The sequence below is a fragment of the Pseudooceanicola aestuarii genome (genome assembly GCF_010614805.1).
Taxonomy (GTDB): domain Bacteria; phylum Pseudomonadota; class Alphaproteobacteria; order Rhodobacterales; family Rhodobacteraceae; genus Pseudooceanicola; species Pseudooceanicola aestuarii.
Genome location: NZ_JAAFZC010000001.1, coordinates 532,387 through 548,053, shown reverse-complemented (window position 1 = coordinate 548,053; position 15,667 = coordinate 532,387). Strand labels below are relative to the sequence as shown.

Genomic DNA, 15,667 nt, shown 5'->3' with positions numbered 1-15,667 from the left:
CGGGCAGGGCGCGGAACGGGGCCGGACAGGGCCGGCCCCGCGCGCGGTCAGATGATCGGGATCAGCGGCGATCCGCAGGCCGCCACTGCCATCAGCGGGATCAGCAGGGCAAGCCGAAGGGCGGTTCTGCGGGTCATCGGATCATCCTTGCAGGGCGTTGACGGCCAGTTCGCCTTCTTCGCGAGCCTCGATGGCGCGGGCGGCGGCCATGGCCCCGGCGGCGGTGGTGAAGTAGGGGATCTTGTCATACAACGCCACGGACCGGATTTCCCGGCTGTCGGACACCGATTGCGCGCCCTCGGTCGTGTTCAGGACCAGTGCGATCTGCCCGTCCTTCAGCTGATCCACGATATTGGGCCGGCCTTCGTAGACCTTGTTCACCAATTCGCAATCCAGCGCCGCCGTGCGGAGCCAATCGGCGGTGCCGCGCGTGGCCACGATGGTGAACCCCAGCCGGATCAGGCGCTGCGCCGCGTCGCGCATTCCGTCGGTCTTGTCCTCGTCGCGGATCGACAGGAAGACGCGGCCATCGCGCGGCAGATCGTTGCCCGCGCCCATCTGTGCCTTCAGGAACGCCCGGGCGAAAGTCTTGTCATAGCCCATGACCTCCCCGGTGGAGCGCATCTCCGGCCCCAGGATCGTGTCGACGCCGGGGAACCGGGCGAAGGGCAGCACGGCCTCCTTGACGGCGTAGCCCTCGATCTGGGGATCCACCAGGTCGAAGGTCGCCAGTTTTTCCCCCGCCATGACGCGCGCGGCGATGGAGGCGATGGGCGAATTCACCGCCTTGGCCACGAAGGGCACGGTGCGGGAAGCGCGGGGGTTGACCTCGATCAGGAAGATCTCTTCGACCCCTTCGGGGGTCTTCTTGACCGCAAATTGCACGTTCATCAGGCCGACGACGCCCAGTTCCAGCGCCAGCGCGCGCGACTGGGCCTTCAGCGCGTCGATGATCGGTTGGCTCAGCGAATGGGGGGGCAGGGAACAGGCGCTGTCGCCGGAATGCACGCCGGCCTCCTCGATATGTTCCATGATGCCGGCGACATGCACGTCGGTGCCGTCGCACAGCGCATCGACATCGACTTCGACCGCGCCGGACAGGTAGCTGTCCAACAGCACCGGGCTGTCGCCGGACACCACCACGGCGTCACGGATGTAGCGTTTCAGCCCGTCCATGTCGCGCACGATCTCCATCGCGCGGCCGCCCAGGACGTAGGACGGGCGGATCACCAGCGGGAAGCCGATTTCCAACGCGATATCCAGCGCCTCGGCATCTGAATGGGCAATGCCGTTGCGGGGCTGTTTCAGCCCCAGCCGGTTCACCAGGTCCTGGAACCGCTCCCGGTCTTCGGCCAGGTCGATGGCGTCGGGGGTGGTGCCCAGGATGGGGATCCCGGCCTCTTCCAGCTGGTTGGCCAGCTTCAGGGGGGTCTGCCCGCCGAATTGAACGATCACGCCATGCAGCGTGCCCTTGGATTGTTCGATCCGCAGGATTTCCATCACGTGTTCAAAGGTCAGCGGTTCGAAATACAGCCGGTCCGACGTGTCGTAATCCGTGGACACGGTTTCCGGGTTGCAGTTGACCATGATGGTTTCATAGCCCGCATCGGTCAGCGCGAAACAGGCGTGGCAGCAGCAATAGTCAAACTCGATCCCCTGGCCGATCCGGTTCGGACCACCGCCCAGAATGACCACCTTCTTGCGGTCGGTGGGGCGCGATTCGTCCTCCACCTCGCCCATCATGGGCGCCTCGTAGGTGGAATACATATAGGGGGTCTGGGCCTCGAACTCGGCGGCGCAGGTGTCGATCCGCTTGAACACGGCGGTCACGCCCAGGTTGGAACGGGCGCGGCGCACGTTGTCCTCGTCCCGGCCGGTCAGCTGACCCAGCCGCGCATCGGTAAAGCCCATCATCTTGAGCCGGCGGATGCCGTCCTCGGTCACCGGCAGGCCATTGGCGCGGATCTCTTCCTCGGCATCGACGATTTCGCGCAGGCGCGACAGGAACCACGGGTCAAACGAGGTGGCGCCCTGAATTTCCAGGTCCGACAGGCCATGGCGCATGGCCTGGGCGATGACGCGGATCCGGTCCGGCGTCTGGGCCGACAGCGCCTTGATCAGGGCGGCGGGATCGGGCGCGCCCTCGATTTCGATCTCGTCCAGCCCGGTCAGGCCGGTTTCCATGGAAGCCAGCGCCTTTTGCAGCGATTCGTGGAAGCTGCGGCCGATGGCCATGACCTCGCCCACGGATTTCATCGCGGTGGTCAGGTGCGGTTCGGAGCCGGGGAACTTCTCGAAGGCAAAGCGCGGGATCTTCGTCACGACATAGTCGATGGTCGGTTCGAAGCTGGCTGGCGTGACCTTGGTGATGTCATTGTCCAGCTCGTCCAGCGTGTAACCCACGGCGAGTTTTGCCGCGATCTTGGCAATGGGAAAGCCCGTCGCCTTGGAGGCCAGCGCGGAGGAGCGGGAGACGCGGGGGTTCATCTCGATCACGACCATGCGGCCGTCTTCGGGGTTGATCGCCCATTGCACGTTGGAGCCGCCGGTCTCCACCCCGATTTCGCGCAGCACGGCGATGGAGCCGTTGCGCATCGCCTGATATTCCTTGTCCGTCAGGGTCAGCGCCGGGGCCACGGTGATCGAATCGCCGGTGTGCACGCCCATCGGATCGACGTTTTCGATGGCACAGACGATGATGGCGTTGTCGGCGCGGTCGCGCACGACTTCCATCTCGAATTCCTTCCAGCCCAGCAGCGATTCATCCACCAGGATCTGCCCGACCGGCGAGGCCTCCATGCCGGTGCGGCAATAATATTCGTAATCGTCGCGGTTGTAGGCCACGCCGCCGCCGGTTCCGCCCAGGGTAAAGGCGGGGCGGATGATTGCGGGCAGGCCGATGTCTTCCAGCGCGTCCATCGCCTGTTGCAGCCCATGGGCGATGTCGAACTTGCCGGTGTCGCGTTTCGGCGCGGCGACGATGGTGGCCTTGGGGTTTTCGATGCCCAGCCGGTCCATCGCCTCCCGGAACAGCTTCCGGTCTTCGGCCATTTCAATGGCTTCGCGCTTGGCGCCGATCATTTCCACGCCGTATTTCTCCAGCACGCCCATGTCGGCCAGCGCGAGAGAGGTGTTCAGCCCGGTCTGGCCGCCCATGGTGGGCAGCAGCGCGTCGGGGCGCTCCTTCTCGATGATGCGGGCGACGGCTTCGGGGGTGATCGGTTCGATATAGGTGGCGTCGGCCAGGCCCGGATCGGTCATGATGGTCGCGGGGTTCGAATTCACGAGGATGACGCGGTAGCCTTCCTCCCGCAGGGCCTTGCAGGCCTGGGCGCCGGAATAATCGAACTCGCAGGCCTGGCCGATGATGATGGGCCCCGCGCCGATAATCATGATGGAGGAGATATCGGTTCTTTTGGGCATCGCGGCAACCTTCGATATGGGCAAGCGGAAAGGCGCCCGAGAGGGGGCGCAAATTGCCGTGCGTTATATCTGTGGTGGCCCTGCGTGCAAGACCCGGTTTGCCGCATGCGCCACCGGTCGCCTCCCGGCGCGTCGCTATTGCGCGGCCTGGGCGGTCGGATGGGACTCGGCGGGCAGCAGGTAATCGCGGGTCAACGGCACCGCATCCTGCCGCCGCGCGATCTGGATTTGAAAAACAACCTGCGTCGACAGGCGAAACGTCAGCTCGCTTGCCAAAAGGTAGAGGCGCCACATCCGGCAGAACCTGTCGTCATAAAGCGCGCGCGCGGCGTCGATATTGGCCATGAACCGGTCATGCCAGACCTTCAGGGTTTCGGCGTAATGCAGGCGCCAGATCTCGATATCGGTGGCAAATAGCTCCTGGCGCTCCACCGCGGCCATCGTCTCGGACAGGGCCGGCACGTAGCCGCCGGGAAAAATGTACTTGCGGATGAAATCGTTCGTCGTCCCCGGTGGAGAAGCCCGCCCGATGGTATGGATCAGCGCCACCCCATCCGGGGCCAGAAAGTCATGCACATGGCGGAAATACTCGCGGTAATGCGGCGTGCCCACATGTTCGAACATCCCGACCGAGACGACGCGATCGAACTGCTGGTCCAGCTGGCGGTAATCCTGAAGGCGGATGTCCACGCGGTCTTCCAGCCCGGCGTCGCGCACGCGGGCGGTGGCGATCTGGTGCTGTTCGCGCGACAGTGTGACGCCAGTGACGCGCAGGCCGTAATCGCGCGCCAGGGTCAGGGCCATGCCGCCCCAGCCACAGCCGATATCCAGCACCCGCAGATCGGGGCGCAGCAGCAGCTTGCGCGCGATATGATGTTTCTTGGCCTCCTGGGCTTGCTCCAGCGTCATGCCGGGGCGGGGCCAATAGGCGCAGGAATACTGCCGGTCGCTGTCGAGAAACAGATCGTACAACGCGCCGGACAGGTCATAATGATGCGCCACGTTGTCCTGCGCCCGCCCGACCGGATTCCACTGCGCCACCCGCCGCAGGGCGCGGCGCAGCGCGGCCAGCGGGCGTTGCCATTCCATGCCGTCGCGGCGCAGGCGGTTGGACAGCGCCAGGGTCAGCAGGCCGCGCAGGTCATCGCCGTCGATCAGCAGGCGTTCGTCCATGTAGGCTTCGCAGGTGGCCAGTTCGAGATTCATCACCAGCTTGCGTGGCAGATCCGCGTCGCGCAGCGTGATCGCCACATCCGGCCCCGTCGCCGGATCACCGAACGGCCGCCGCGTCCCGTCGGCCAGGGTCACGGTCAGGCGGCCGGTTCGGATGCCCGCATCCAGAAATCGGAACAGAAGATTTTTCCACATGTGCACCACCCCTGAATTGGGGGGCCGCCGGAGATTCAGCGGTTGGTCGGCATCTGGTCCTGTCAGATCGCCGACAAAAGGCGGCGGACCCCGTAGAATTGGATCACGGCGATATTAAATGGCCCTGCGCAAAGGGCAAGTTTCCGATCCGCCCCCACGCTTTGCTTCGACGCCCTGTTCGCTATCCCGGCGCTCCGAGCCGGCCCAGCCGCATCCCCGGATTGCGCCGACGCCGCGCGGCGCGCGCCACATGCACGAACAGCGCCCCGTACATCGCCACCCCCAGAACCGAGGGCCACATCAGCCAGGCGCTGTGCTCCCGCAACAGCCCGAAGACCTGGGTGGAGCCGCCAATCCCCACCGCCAGCACCCACAGCCAGGCCGCCCGCCGCGTCAACACGATGAACAGCGCCGGCAGCAGCAGCGCGACCTGCACAAAATAATGCGACCACGACAGCGGCCCCAGCATCGGCACCGCGATAGACAGCAGCAGGAATTGCACCGGCAGCCGTTCATCGCGGGGCAGGTGGCGGGTCAGGGTCAGGCTGGCCAGCAGCGACGCCGCCAGCAGCGCCTTGAACAAAACGCCCGACCATGCCGGTTCGGCCAGCCGGTAGACCTGCGGGATCCGGCCGTCATGGGTGGCACCGCGCCACAGCTCCAACAGCTGGTGCAGCACCGCCTCCGGCGACAGGTTCACCGCGTTCAACAGCGCCAGGTCACTGACCTCGGCCGCGCGGGCCAGGAAGGTCATGTTCAGCTGCCACCCCGCCAGCAGCAAAGAGGCCAGGCCGAAGCCGCCCGACACCACCACCATGGCCGCCAGCGCGCGCCAGTTGCGATCGGCCAGCAGGATCACCACCAGCACCACGGGCGACACTTTCAGCGCCGCTGCCAGCCCCAGGGCCGCACCGCCCAGCACCGCACGCCCCGACGCCACCGCCCAAAGCGACGCGACCGTCAGGAACATCACGGTGATCTGCGGCTGGTTGTGCATCAGCGACAGGAACACCGGAGAGGACGTCATCAGGATCGCCACCAGTGCCGCGCCCCAGTGCCGCAATGGCGGAGCGTGCAGGCGACAGGCATCCCAGGCCATCCAGCCCGCCGCGACGATCATCGCCAGGTGCATCGCCAGTACCCCCTGGTGCCAGGCCTGCGGAGCCATCCATCCGGTCACCGGCGACAGCAGCACCGCCCAGATCGGCGGGTAGACAAAAGGCAGCAGGGTCTGCCCCTCCACCCCCTGAGCGCGGGCCATGTCGTACCATTCCGCCGGCACCCCTTCGGCAAAGATCCGGCCGGGGGCGGAATAGACGAGGTCGGGCCGCCCGTCCGCCCAGGCGGTGGCGGCCATCCACAATGCCGACAGATCCGCCGGCCAGACCCCGTGAAACCGCCAGAAGGTCAACACCGCCCAGGCGGCGCCTATCGCCAGGAAAAGGGCAAGGTTGCCGTTTCGTGTCATCTGCTGCCCCGCCTGTCCTGTCTGCCTGCCGCCGCAATCGCCGTCTCTGCCTGTCCCGGGGCCTCCGATCCGGGTCACGGGCGGCATGTGCCGCCGGGCGCCCCCTTCGATGCCCATGCGAAATCGGCCCGGTTGGCCCCGGCTCCCTTGACTTTCGCGGCGCGGCAATGTTCACCACGCAAGCCCGTTATACCGGAAGGATTCCAGGAAATGCACCTCTATCGCACCCATACTTGCGCCGACCTCGACACCTCCAACGTCGGTGATACGGTTCGCCTGTCCGGCTGGGTGCACCGGGTGCGTGATCACGGCGGCGTCCTGTTCATCGACCTGCGCGACCATTACGGCGTGACGCAGGTGCTGTGCGACCCCGACAGCCCCGTCTTTGCCGAGGTGGAGAAGGTCCGCTCCGAATGGTGCATCCGCATCGACGGCGTGGTCAAGGCGCGCGACGAAAGCCTGGTGAACCCCAAGCTGCCGACCGGCGCGATCGAAGTGTTCATCCGTGACATCGAGGTTCTGGGCGCCGCGAAGGAACTGCCGCTGATGGTCTTCGGCGATCAGGAATACCCCGAGGAAACGCGCCTGCGCTATCGCTATCTGGACCTGCGCCGGGAGGCGATGCAGCGCAACATGACCCTGCGGTCGGACGTCGTCGCCTCCATGCGGCAGCGCATGTGGGGGCAGGGGTTCCGCGAATACCAGACGCCGATCATTACCGCCTCCTCTCCCGAGGGCGCACGCGATTTCCTGGTTCCCTCGCGTTTGCATCCGGGCAAGTTCTACGCCCTGCCGCAGGCACCCCAGCAGTTCAAGCAGCTGCTGATGGTCTCGGGCTTTGACAAGTATTTCCAGATCGCGCCGTGTTTCCGCGACGAAGACCCCCGCGCCGACCGCTCCCCCACGGATTTCTACCAGCTGGACATGGAAATGTCCTTTGTCACCCAGCAGGACGTGTTCGACACGATCCAGCCGGTGCTGCGCGGCATCTTCGAGGAATTCGGCGGTGACAAGACCGTCGATGCAGAATGGCCGCAGATCTCCTACAAGGACGCGGCGCTGAAATACGGCAGCGACAAGCCCGACCTGCGCAACCCGATCGAAATGCAGATCGTATCGGACCATTTCCGCGGCTCCGGCTTTGCCATCTTTGCCAAGCTGCTGGAGCAGGACGGCACCGAGATCCGCGCCATCCCCGCGCCCACCGGCGGGTCGCGCAAGTTCTGCGACCGCATGAACGCCTTTGCCCAGAAGGAAGGGCTGCCCGGCATGGGCTATATCTTCTGGCGGGAGAAGGATGGCGAGATGGAGGCCGCAGGCCCGCTGGCCAAGAACATCGGCCCGGAGCGGACGGAGGCGATCCGCCAGCAGCTGGGGCTGGGCGTCGGCGACGCGGCGTTCTTCCTGGGGGGTAAACCCTCCAGTTTCGAGGCGGTGGCCGGGCGCGCACGCAATGTCATCGGCGAGGAACTGGGTCTGACGGACAAGAACCGCTTTGCCTTTGCCTGGATCGTGGATTTCCCGATCTACGAACAGGACGAGGAAACCGGCAAGATCGACTTTGAACACAATCCCTTCTCCATGCCGCAGGGCGGGATGGAGGCGCTGGAGGGCGATCCGCTGAAGGTTCTGGGCTTTCAGTATGACCTGGCCTGCAACGGCTACGAGCTGGTGTCCGGTGCGATCCGGAACCACAAGCCGGAGATCATGTTCAAGGCGTTTGAAATCGCGGGCTACCCCAAGGAAGAAGTCACCAAGCGGTTCGGCGGCATGGTCAACGCGTTCCAATACGGCGCCCCGCCGCACGGCGGTTGCGCGGCAGGTGTGGACCGGATCGTCATGCTGCTGGCGGAAGAGGACAACATCCGCGAAGTCATGCTGTTCCCGATGAACCAGCGGGCAGAAGATCTGATGATGGACGCCCCGTCGGAACCCAGCAGCGACCAGCTGATGGAGCTGAACCTGCGCGTCATCCCGCAGGAATAACCGCGCGATGCACTGGCCCGCGATCCGCGACGGCCGGGCCCGCATCGTCGAAACGGCGCCCCCGAAAGGGAGGCGCCGTTTTTCTTGACGCGGCCCGCGATGCGGGCGCGGTTGGATGTGGGGTCGGACACCGCAGGGGGGATCACAAGGGAGGAGACGGTCACGTCCGCCCGAACGCGCCGCCCCCAACCGACCCAGGTCGCGCCGTCAGGCGCTGCCACGCCCGTAGACGGGCACCCGGATCAAGCGTTTGACCTTTCGGTCAATCCTCCAGCGCATCTTCGCGCTTTTCCTCGATCAACTCGCCTTCGCGGGCCTTGCGCTTCAGGAAGCGGGCGCCAAAGGCATCGGTGTCGTCCACGTCGATCACCTTCTGGGCACGGGCAAAGACCTCGTCTTCTTCCTCTTCCATGTGGTGTTCGTAATCGTGTTTCAGCTGCTTGAACGTGGTCAGCCAGGCGGGGGAGGACATGTCCGTCTCCCGCAGCTTTTCCATCTGTTCGTCCATCTGCTCATGCTCATGCACCGAATGGCGCGCGGAATCCTGACCCCAGGTTTCCGACATCAGCTTGGAATAGAAGGTCTCTTCCTCGGCTGCGGCATGGGCCTTCACGTCGTGGTAGAATTCGTCCCAGGCCCGGCGCCGGTCGGCGCTGTCACCTTGGGTATCGGCAATTGCGTCCAGAAGTTCCCGGTGGCGGTCATGGTCCTTGCGGATCGCATCGTAGATCGAGGTCATGAATGGCTTCCTTCAAACAGGCTCTGCCATCCAACGCCCTGTAGCAGGCGCGGTTCCCTTGTCGATCCGCGAAAGTCGGGACGCCGTCCGGTCAGGCGCGGTGCGCGCCCTCGGTCAGCCCGCGCACGAAATCCAGGACCTCCGCCACCGGCGCGCCGGATGCGATCTGATCCACGATGGCCGATCCCACCACGCAGCCATCCGCGATGGAGGCGATCGCCTGCGCGGTTTCCGGTGTCCGCACCCCGAAGCCGACGATGACCGGCAGGTCGGTAGAGGCCTTGATCCGCGCGACCTCGGGCGCGACGGCATCGGCCTGCGCCTCCGCGGCACCGGTAATCCCGGTAATCGACACGTAATAGACAAAGCCAGAGGTATTTTGCAGCACCCGGGGCAGGCGCTTGTCATCCGTGGTCGGGGTCGCCAGCCGGATGAAGTTCAGCCCGGCCGCCTGCGCGGGCAGGCAGAGTTCGTCGTCTTCCTCGGGCGGCAGGTCGACCACGATCAGCCCGTCGATCCCGGCCGCCTTCGCGTCGTCCAGGAACCGGGCGACGCCGCGATTGTAGATCGGGTTGTAATAGCCCATCAGCACGATCGGCGTGGTGTCGTCCTCCTCGCGGAAGGCACGGGCCATGGCCAGGGTCTTGTCCAGGGTCATGCCGGCCGCCAGCGCCCGCTGGCCGGCGCGCTGGATGGTGGGGCCATCGGCCATGGGATCGGTGAAGGGCAGGCCCATCTCGATCACGTCGACCCCGGCGCCGGGCAGGCCGCGCATCACCTCAAGGCACCGCGCCTCGTCGGGGTCACCGGCCATAAGGTAGGCGACGAAGGCCTTGCGGTTCTCTGCCCGCAGGGCGGCGAATTTGGCGTCGATGCGGCTCATGTCATGGTCCCCGTTTGGTCGCATCGGGTTTGGCGGAATTGACCCCGCGTGGCAAGCCCCGGCCCCGTCATCTTTCCCGAAATACGCAAGGCGCGCTGCCGGGATCTCACGACCGGTGCAAGGGGCGGCAACTGCCTGCGCGCCCTGTCGGTCCCGCATCGATCCGCGTGCTGGGCGCTACGGCCCCTTGCGGCGGCGCCAGCCCTTGCCTACAAGGCGTCGGACTTCAGTCAGGGGATGCAGACATGGGTTTCAGAATGGGCATCGTCGGATTGCCGAACGTGGGCAAATCGACGCTTTTCAACGCGCTGACGAAAACCGCCGCCGCGCAGGCCGCGAACTTTCCCTTTTGCACCATCGAACCCAATGTCGGAGAGGTCAACGTGCCCGACGCGCGGCTGGACCGCTTGGCGGAGATCGCCAAATCCGCCAGCATCATCCCGGCGCGCATGACGTTTGTCGATATCGCGGGGCTGGTCAAAGGCGCCTCCAGGGGGGAGGGTCTGGGCAACCAGTTCCTGGCCAATATCCGCGAAACCGACGCCGTGGCCCACGTGCTGCGCTGCTTCGAGGATGACGACATCACCCATGTCGACGGCCGGGTCGATCCTGTCGCCGATGCGGAGGTGATCGAGACCGAATTGATGCTGGCTGATCTGGAAAGCATCGAGAAACGCCGCGCCAACCTGGTCCGCAAGCTCAAGGGCAACGACAAGGAAGCACAGCAGCAGGAGCGCCTGCTGGCCGCCGCCCAGGCCGCGATCGAGGATGGCCGCCCCGCCCGCGTGGTCGAGGTGGACGCCGAGGATGCGAAGGCCTGGAAAGGCCTGCAATTGCTGTCGACGAAACCGGTGCTCTATGTCTGCAACGTGGCTGAGGACGAGGCCGCCGAGGGCAATGCCCATTCCGCCCGCGTCGCGGAGATGGCCGCCGCGCAGGGCAATTCCCATGTCATCATCTCAGCCCGGATCGAGGAGGAGATCGCCCAGCTCGACGCCGAGGAGGCAGAGATGTTCCTGGGCGAAATGGGGCTGGAGGAACCCGGCCTCGACCGGCTGATCCGCGCCGGCTACGATCTGCTGCACCTTGAGACCTATTTCACGGTCGGTCCCAAGGAAGCCCGCGCCTGGACCATCCGCACCGGTACCATGGCGCCCCAGGCCGCAGGCGTGATCCACGGCGATTTCGAGAAGGGCTTCATCCGGGCCGAAACCGTGGCCTATGATGATTTCGTCGCCAATGGCGGAGAGGCCGGCGCCAAGGAGGCCGGGAAAATGCGGGCCGAGGGCAAGGGTTACACCGTGCGCGACGGCGACGTAATGCATTTCCTGTTCAACACCTGAGCCACAGCAATCGCGCGCGCGCCGCGCCGTGACAACATCGGCGACATGATGAAAGGCCCGCCGGATCAGGCGGGCCTTTCGCATTTCGGGTCCCCTCCAGGCCTTGGGCCAGATCAGGGATCTCGTTTCAGGTTCTGTGTGCCCTGTTACCGGACCACCTGCACCACGGTGCGGTCGGCGTTCACCACGGCGGGCACGCCGTTCACGGTGACATACCGGTAGTCGCTGTCCGGCACGGGGGTCAATTCCACGCCCTCGGGAATGCCGGCGCCGGCGACCACCTCCCCATCCAGGTAGACCGTTTCGACCGGGTTGTCCTGGATGTAGGTCACGGTGTCCTCGGGCACCGAGGCCTCGCCCAGGATGCTGCCGGTCGCGGTGCCCAGAACCAATGCGCCGGCGATTGTGGCCGGGCCTCCGGCCAGCGCCGCGGCCACGCCCCCGGCCGACAGGCCGCCCACGGCGGCGCCGGTATTGGCGGCGGCCTGCTTGTCGTAGGTTTCGATCTTCAGGGTGCCGGTGTTCTCGTAGACGGTGACCGTCTCTCCGCCCTCAAGAGAGGCGGTCAGGTAGGGGCTGTAGGCCCAGCCCTCGGTCCCGTTGAAGCTGACGGCGCACCATTGGCTGTCGGCGATACATTGATCCACGGTGACGTCGCCCTCGAACGGGATGACGTCCACGATCTCCGACTGCGGGCTGGGGCCGGCGCGCAGGTTCAGATCTGTGGTGGCAGTGGCGTTGGTCGCGGCCATCAGGCTGGTGCCCGACAACAGGACAGCGGCGGCGCCCAGGCCGGTGAGTCTGGATGCGTTGGAAAACATGGATCGTCTCCTTGCGTGATCTTGTCGAACGGGCGGGTGCCCATCCGTTCCTGTAGGCGGCAACACGGGGACGGGCGGGGTTGTTCCGCCCTCTCGTCGGATCAGGCGGGTCATTGCCACGGGTGGGGGCATCTTTCGGGGGCGGGGCAGGTGCCGCACGGGCCAGAGCCCACCGCCGCCCGGTCCGGCGCTGCGAGGTTGGTCAGCCAGGGTCGCGAAGGTCGGGAAATCCCGTCAGCCGGGCGATCAGGTCGGCTGTGCCGCGCGCGGAGAGCTTTTGCATCATGCGGCCGCGATGGGCCTCTACGGTACGGTGCGACAAGGACAGGCGGCGGGCGATTTCCTTGGCGGTCAGCCCCTCCACCATCAGCATGGCAACCTGGCGTTCACGCACCGTCAGATCGACCACCGGGCGCTGCGCCGACAGGTCGGAGAAGCACCAGATGCAGCGGGCAAACGGATCCTGCGGCGTCAGGGTCCGCCCCTGCGCCCGGCACCAGAACAGGCTGTCATCGGCGCGTTTCATGATCCGTTCGTCATGATGCACCCCGGTCTCCCGGATCTGCGGCAGCACGATTTCCCCGATCTCCGCATATTCGCGCGCCGACGGGTACAGTCGCGCCATCGAACGACCCTCCAGCGCGCCGGCGGCATAGCCGAACAGCGCCGTGAATGCCCCGTTGCAGCGGTCGATTTGCCGGTGCCGCGTCAGGGCCAGCCCGATGGGTGCCTGTTCAAAGGCCTCGGCGGCCAGGTCGTCCATGATGATCCTCTTGCGGCCCGATAGGGTAGTTGCCCCAATATGCAGCGCCGCGTGGCCAAGGCATAGTCCCCGGGACAGAGGAGGATAGATCATGACCGACGCACAGATCGTGGGCTGGGGCCATACGCCCTTTGGCCGGCACAAGGACATGGACATGCAGGACCTGGTGGTCGCCGCCGCGCGCGAGGCGATCGACCATTCCGGCGTCGACGCCGCGCGGATCGACGGCATCTGGATGGGGCATTTCAACTCCGGGCTGGTGGGTGACGGCTTCCCGTCCTCCCTCGCGCTGGAAGTCGACGAGGCCCTGCGCTTCACCCCCGCCACGCGGGTGGAAAACGCCTGCGCCTCCGGTTCCGCCGCGATCCACGCGGCCCGCAACGCGATCCTGGCCGGGGAATGCAAGGTCGCGCTGGTGATCGGTGCCGAGAAGATGACCGCCCGCGACACTGCCGGCGTGGGCGAGGCGCTGGGCGGTGCTTCCTATCAGCGCGAAGAGGCCGGCGTGACTTTCCCGCAGGTGTTTTCCCGCTTTGCCCAGGCCTATTTCCAGCAGCACGGCGACCAATCCGACGTGCTGGCCCGGATCGCGTCCAAGAACCACGCCAACGCCATGGCCAACCCGCTGGCCCATATGCAAAAGGATGTCGGTTTCGATTTTTGCAATACGATCAGCGACAAGAACCCGGTTGTCGCGGCGCCGCTGAAAGTCACCGATTGCTCGCTCATTTCCGACGGGGCGGCGGCGGTGATCCTGGCCGCCGATGATGTCGCGGCGGATTTCGCCAACGCGGTCGCATTCCGCGCGGCGGTGCAGGTGAACGATTACCTGCCGATGTCCCGGCGCGAGATCCTGAAGTTCGAAGGCCCCGCCACCGCCATCGCCCGCGCCTATGATCGCGCCGGGATCACGGTGGAGGATCTGAATTTCGCCGAAGTACACGATTGCTTTACGATTGCCGAGCTATTGATCTACGAGGCGATGGGCCTGGCGCCGCAGGGCCGCGGCCGGGCGGCGATCGACAGCGGGCGCGTGGTCAGGGGCGGGGCCCTGCCCGTGAACCTGTCCGGCGGCCTGAAGGCCAAAGGCCACCCGGTGGGCGCGACCGGCGTGTCCATGCATGTCATCGCCGCACGTCAGCTGACCGGGCAGGCGGGGGATATGCAAGTGCCCGACGCGGGGCTGGGCATGGTGTTCAACATGGGCGGATCGGGCGTGGCCAATTACTGCTCCATCCTCGAACCGGTGCGGAGCGGCGCGTGACCCCGGCCCTTTGGCTGGCCCGGACGGCGGAAGCGATGCCCGACCGTCCGGCGCTGTTCCTGGGCACCCGGCAGATCTGCCACTACGCGGGGCTGGCGGCGCGGGTCGCGCAGCTGGCGGGCGGGTTGGCGGCGCTGGGCGTGCGGCCGGGGGACCGGGTCGCCGTCTTCTGCCCCAACGGGGTCGAGGTTCTGCCGCTGATGCATGCGATCTGGTGGGCGGGCGCCGCCGCCGTGCCGATCAACGCCAAGCTGCACGCGGCGGAGGCAGGGTGGATGCTGGACGATTCCGGCGCCTGCCTGGCCTTTGACACCCGCGGTGATCTGGTCGCCCATGCGCCGGCGGATTGCCCGGTGATCACGCTGGACGATGCCGGGTGGCGGGCGCTGGACGACGCGCCGCCGATGGTCGCGCCGGTACCGGTAGCGGGTGGCGACCTGTGCTGGCTGTTCTACACTTCCGGCACCACGGGCCGACCCAAGGGGGTGATGCTGACCAATGACAACATCCAGTCCATGGTGCTGAGCTATTTTACCGATGTGGACGAGGTGGAGACCGGGGATGCGACGCTTTATGCCGCGCCGATGAGCCATGGCGCCGGGCTGTATGCCTTCATGCACGTGATTCGGGGCGCGCGGCATGTGGTGCCCGAAAGCGGCGGGTTCGATCCGGCGGAAATCGAGGGGCTGGCCCGCCATTTCGGCGCATTGCACCTGTTTGCCGCACCCACCATGGTCCGCCGCATGGTGGTTCACGCTCGGCAGACCGGCTGGGACGGCACCGGGTTGAAGACCGTCGTCTATGGCGGCGGCCCGATGTATGTCGCCGATATCGTCGAGGCGGTCGAGATTCTGGGCCCGCGCTTTGCCCAGATCTACGGTCAGGGCGAAAGCCCGATGACCATCACCGCCATGCGCAAGGCCGAGGTCGCGGACCGCAGCCACCCGGATTGGCGCGCGCGGCTGGGATCGGTGGGGCGGGCGCAATCCTCCGTCGCGCTGCGGATCAAGGGCGCGCAGACTCCCGGCGCGGTGGGGGAGGTTCTGGTGCGCGGCACGCCCGTCATGGCCGGCTATTGGCGCAACCCGCAGGCCAGTGCGGAGACCTTGCAGGACGGCTGGCTGCATACCGGCGATGTCGGGCGGCTGGACGCCGCGGGGTTCCTGACGTTGCAGGACCGGTCGAAGGACGTGATCATCTCGGGCGGGACGAACATCTACCCGCGCGAGGTCGAAGAGGCGCTGTTGACCCATCCCGGTGTCGCGGAATGTTCGGTGATCGGCCATCCCGATCCCGAATGGGGGGAAGTCGTGGTGGCCTTCGTCGTTTGTGACGGCCTGGCAGAGAGGGAGATGAATGACCATCTCACCCGCTCCATCGCGCGGTTCAAACGGCCCAAGCGCTACGTCCTGGTGCCCGAGCTGCCCAAGAACGCCTATGGCAAGGTGCTGAAGACCGAATTGCGCGCCCGGCTCGATCCGGCGCAATAGGCCCGCCTGGCCCCGCCGTATCCGCGCCGCCGCCCCGACGCTTTACCGCGCGGGGCGGGCGCGGTATCCTTGGCCGTCCCGCCCCGGCCCTGCCGGGTGACGGGACGCGGGACGACCGC

11 protein-coding genes are annotated in these 15,667 nt (G+C 66.3%); 4 read left to right on the top strand and 7 right to left on the bottom strand.

The features are described from left to right. Nucleotides 1-141: 141 nt before the first annotated feature. From carB to G5A46_RS02455, 3 genes are all read right to left on the bottom strand, one after another. Nucleotides 142-3,423, bottom strand: a complete 3,282-nt coding sequence (gene carB, locus G5A46_RS02465; RefSeq protein ID WP_163846997.1) for a carbamoyl-phosphate synthase large subunit — start codon at nucleotides 3,421-3,423, stop codon at nucleotides 142-144. A gap of 135 nt (nucleotides 3,424-3,558) precedes the next feature. Next, nucleotides 3,559-4,791 (bottom strand): SAM-dependent methyltransferase, encoded by a 1,233-nt coding sequence (locus tag G5A46_RS02460; protein ID WP_163846988.1) that lies wholly within the window; start codon nucleotides 4,789-4,791, stop codon nucleotides 3,559-3,561. A 181-nt stretch (nucleotides 4,792-4,972) separates the two neighbouring features. Next, nucleotides 4,973-6,259, bottom strand: coding sequence for a glycosyltransferase family 87 protein (locus G5A46_RS02455; protein ID WP_163846985.1), 1,287 nt, complete (start codon nucleotides 6,257-6,259; stop codon nucleotides 4,973-4,975). 210 nt (nucleotides 6,260-6,469) lie between these two features. Between G5A46_RS02455 and aspS the strand changes: the two genes are divergently transcribed. Continuing rightward, entirely contained in the window at nucleotides 6,470-8,245 is a 1,776-nt protein-coding gene (aspS, locus tag G5A46_RS02450; protein WP_163846983.1) for an aspartate--tRNA ligase, read from the top strand. 262 nt (nucleotides 8,246-8,507) lie between these two features. Here aspS and G5A46_RS02445 read toward each other — a convergent pair whose 3' ends face one another. After that, entirely contained in the window at nucleotides 8,508-8,984 is a 477-nt protein-coding gene (locus G5A46_RS02445; protein WP_163846981.1) for a hemerythrin domain-containing protein, read from the bottom strand. 91 nt (nucleotides 8,985-9,075) lie between these two features. Beyond that, nucleotides 9,076-9,867, bottom strand: a complete 792-nt coding sequence (trpA, locus tag G5A46_RS02440) for a tryptophan synthase subunit alpha (RefSeq protein ID WP_163846979.1) — start codon at nucleotides 9,865-9,867, stop codon at nucleotides 9,076-9,078. Nucleotides 9,868-10,112: 245 nt separating this feature from the next. On the opposite strand from trpA, the gene ychF reads away from it, so the two are divergent. After that, nucleotides 10,113-11,210, top strand: coding sequence for a redox-regulated ATPase YchF (ychF, locus tag G5A46_RS02435; RefSeq protein WP_163846976.1), 1,098 nt, complete (start codon nucleotides 10,113-10,115; stop codon nucleotides 11,208-11,210). A gap of 146 nt (nucleotides 11,211-11,356) precedes the next feature. Here ychF and G5A46_RS02430 read toward each other — a convergent pair whose 3' ends face one another. Both G5A46_RS02430 and G5A46_RS02425 read right to left on the bottom strand, forming a co-directional pair. Then, nucleotides 11,357-12,031 (bottom strand): SH3 domain-containing protein, encoded by a 675-nt coding sequence (locus G5A46_RS02430; protein ID WP_163846974.1) that lies wholly within the window; start codon nucleotides 12,029-12,031, stop codon nucleotides 11,357-11,359. Nucleotides 12,032-12,233: 202 nt separating this feature from the next. After that, nucleotides 12,234-12,794, bottom strand: a complete 561-nt coding sequence (locus tag G5A46_RS02425; protein ID WP_163846972.1) for a PAS and helix-turn-helix domain-containing protein — start codon at nucleotides 12,792-12,794, stop codon at nucleotides 12,234-12,236. A 91-nt stretch (nucleotides 12,795-12,885) separates the two neighbouring features. Between G5A46_RS02425 and G5A46_RS02420 the strand changes: the two genes are divergently transcribed. Continuing rightward, nucleotides 12,886-14,058 (top strand): acetyl-CoA acetyltransferase, encoded by a 1,173-nt coding sequence (locus G5A46_RS02420; protein WP_163846970.1) that lies wholly within the window; start codon nucleotides 12,886-12,888, stop codon nucleotides 14,056-14,058. Continuing rightward, entirely contained in the window at nucleotides 14,055-15,548 is a 1,494-nt protein-coding gene (locus G5A46_RS02415; protein WP_163846962.1) for an AMP-binding protein, read from the top strand. The genes G5A46_RS02420 and G5A46_RS02415 overlap by 4 nt, the downstream gene beginning before the upstream one ends. Nucleotides 15,549-15,667 lie beyond the last annotated feature (119 nt).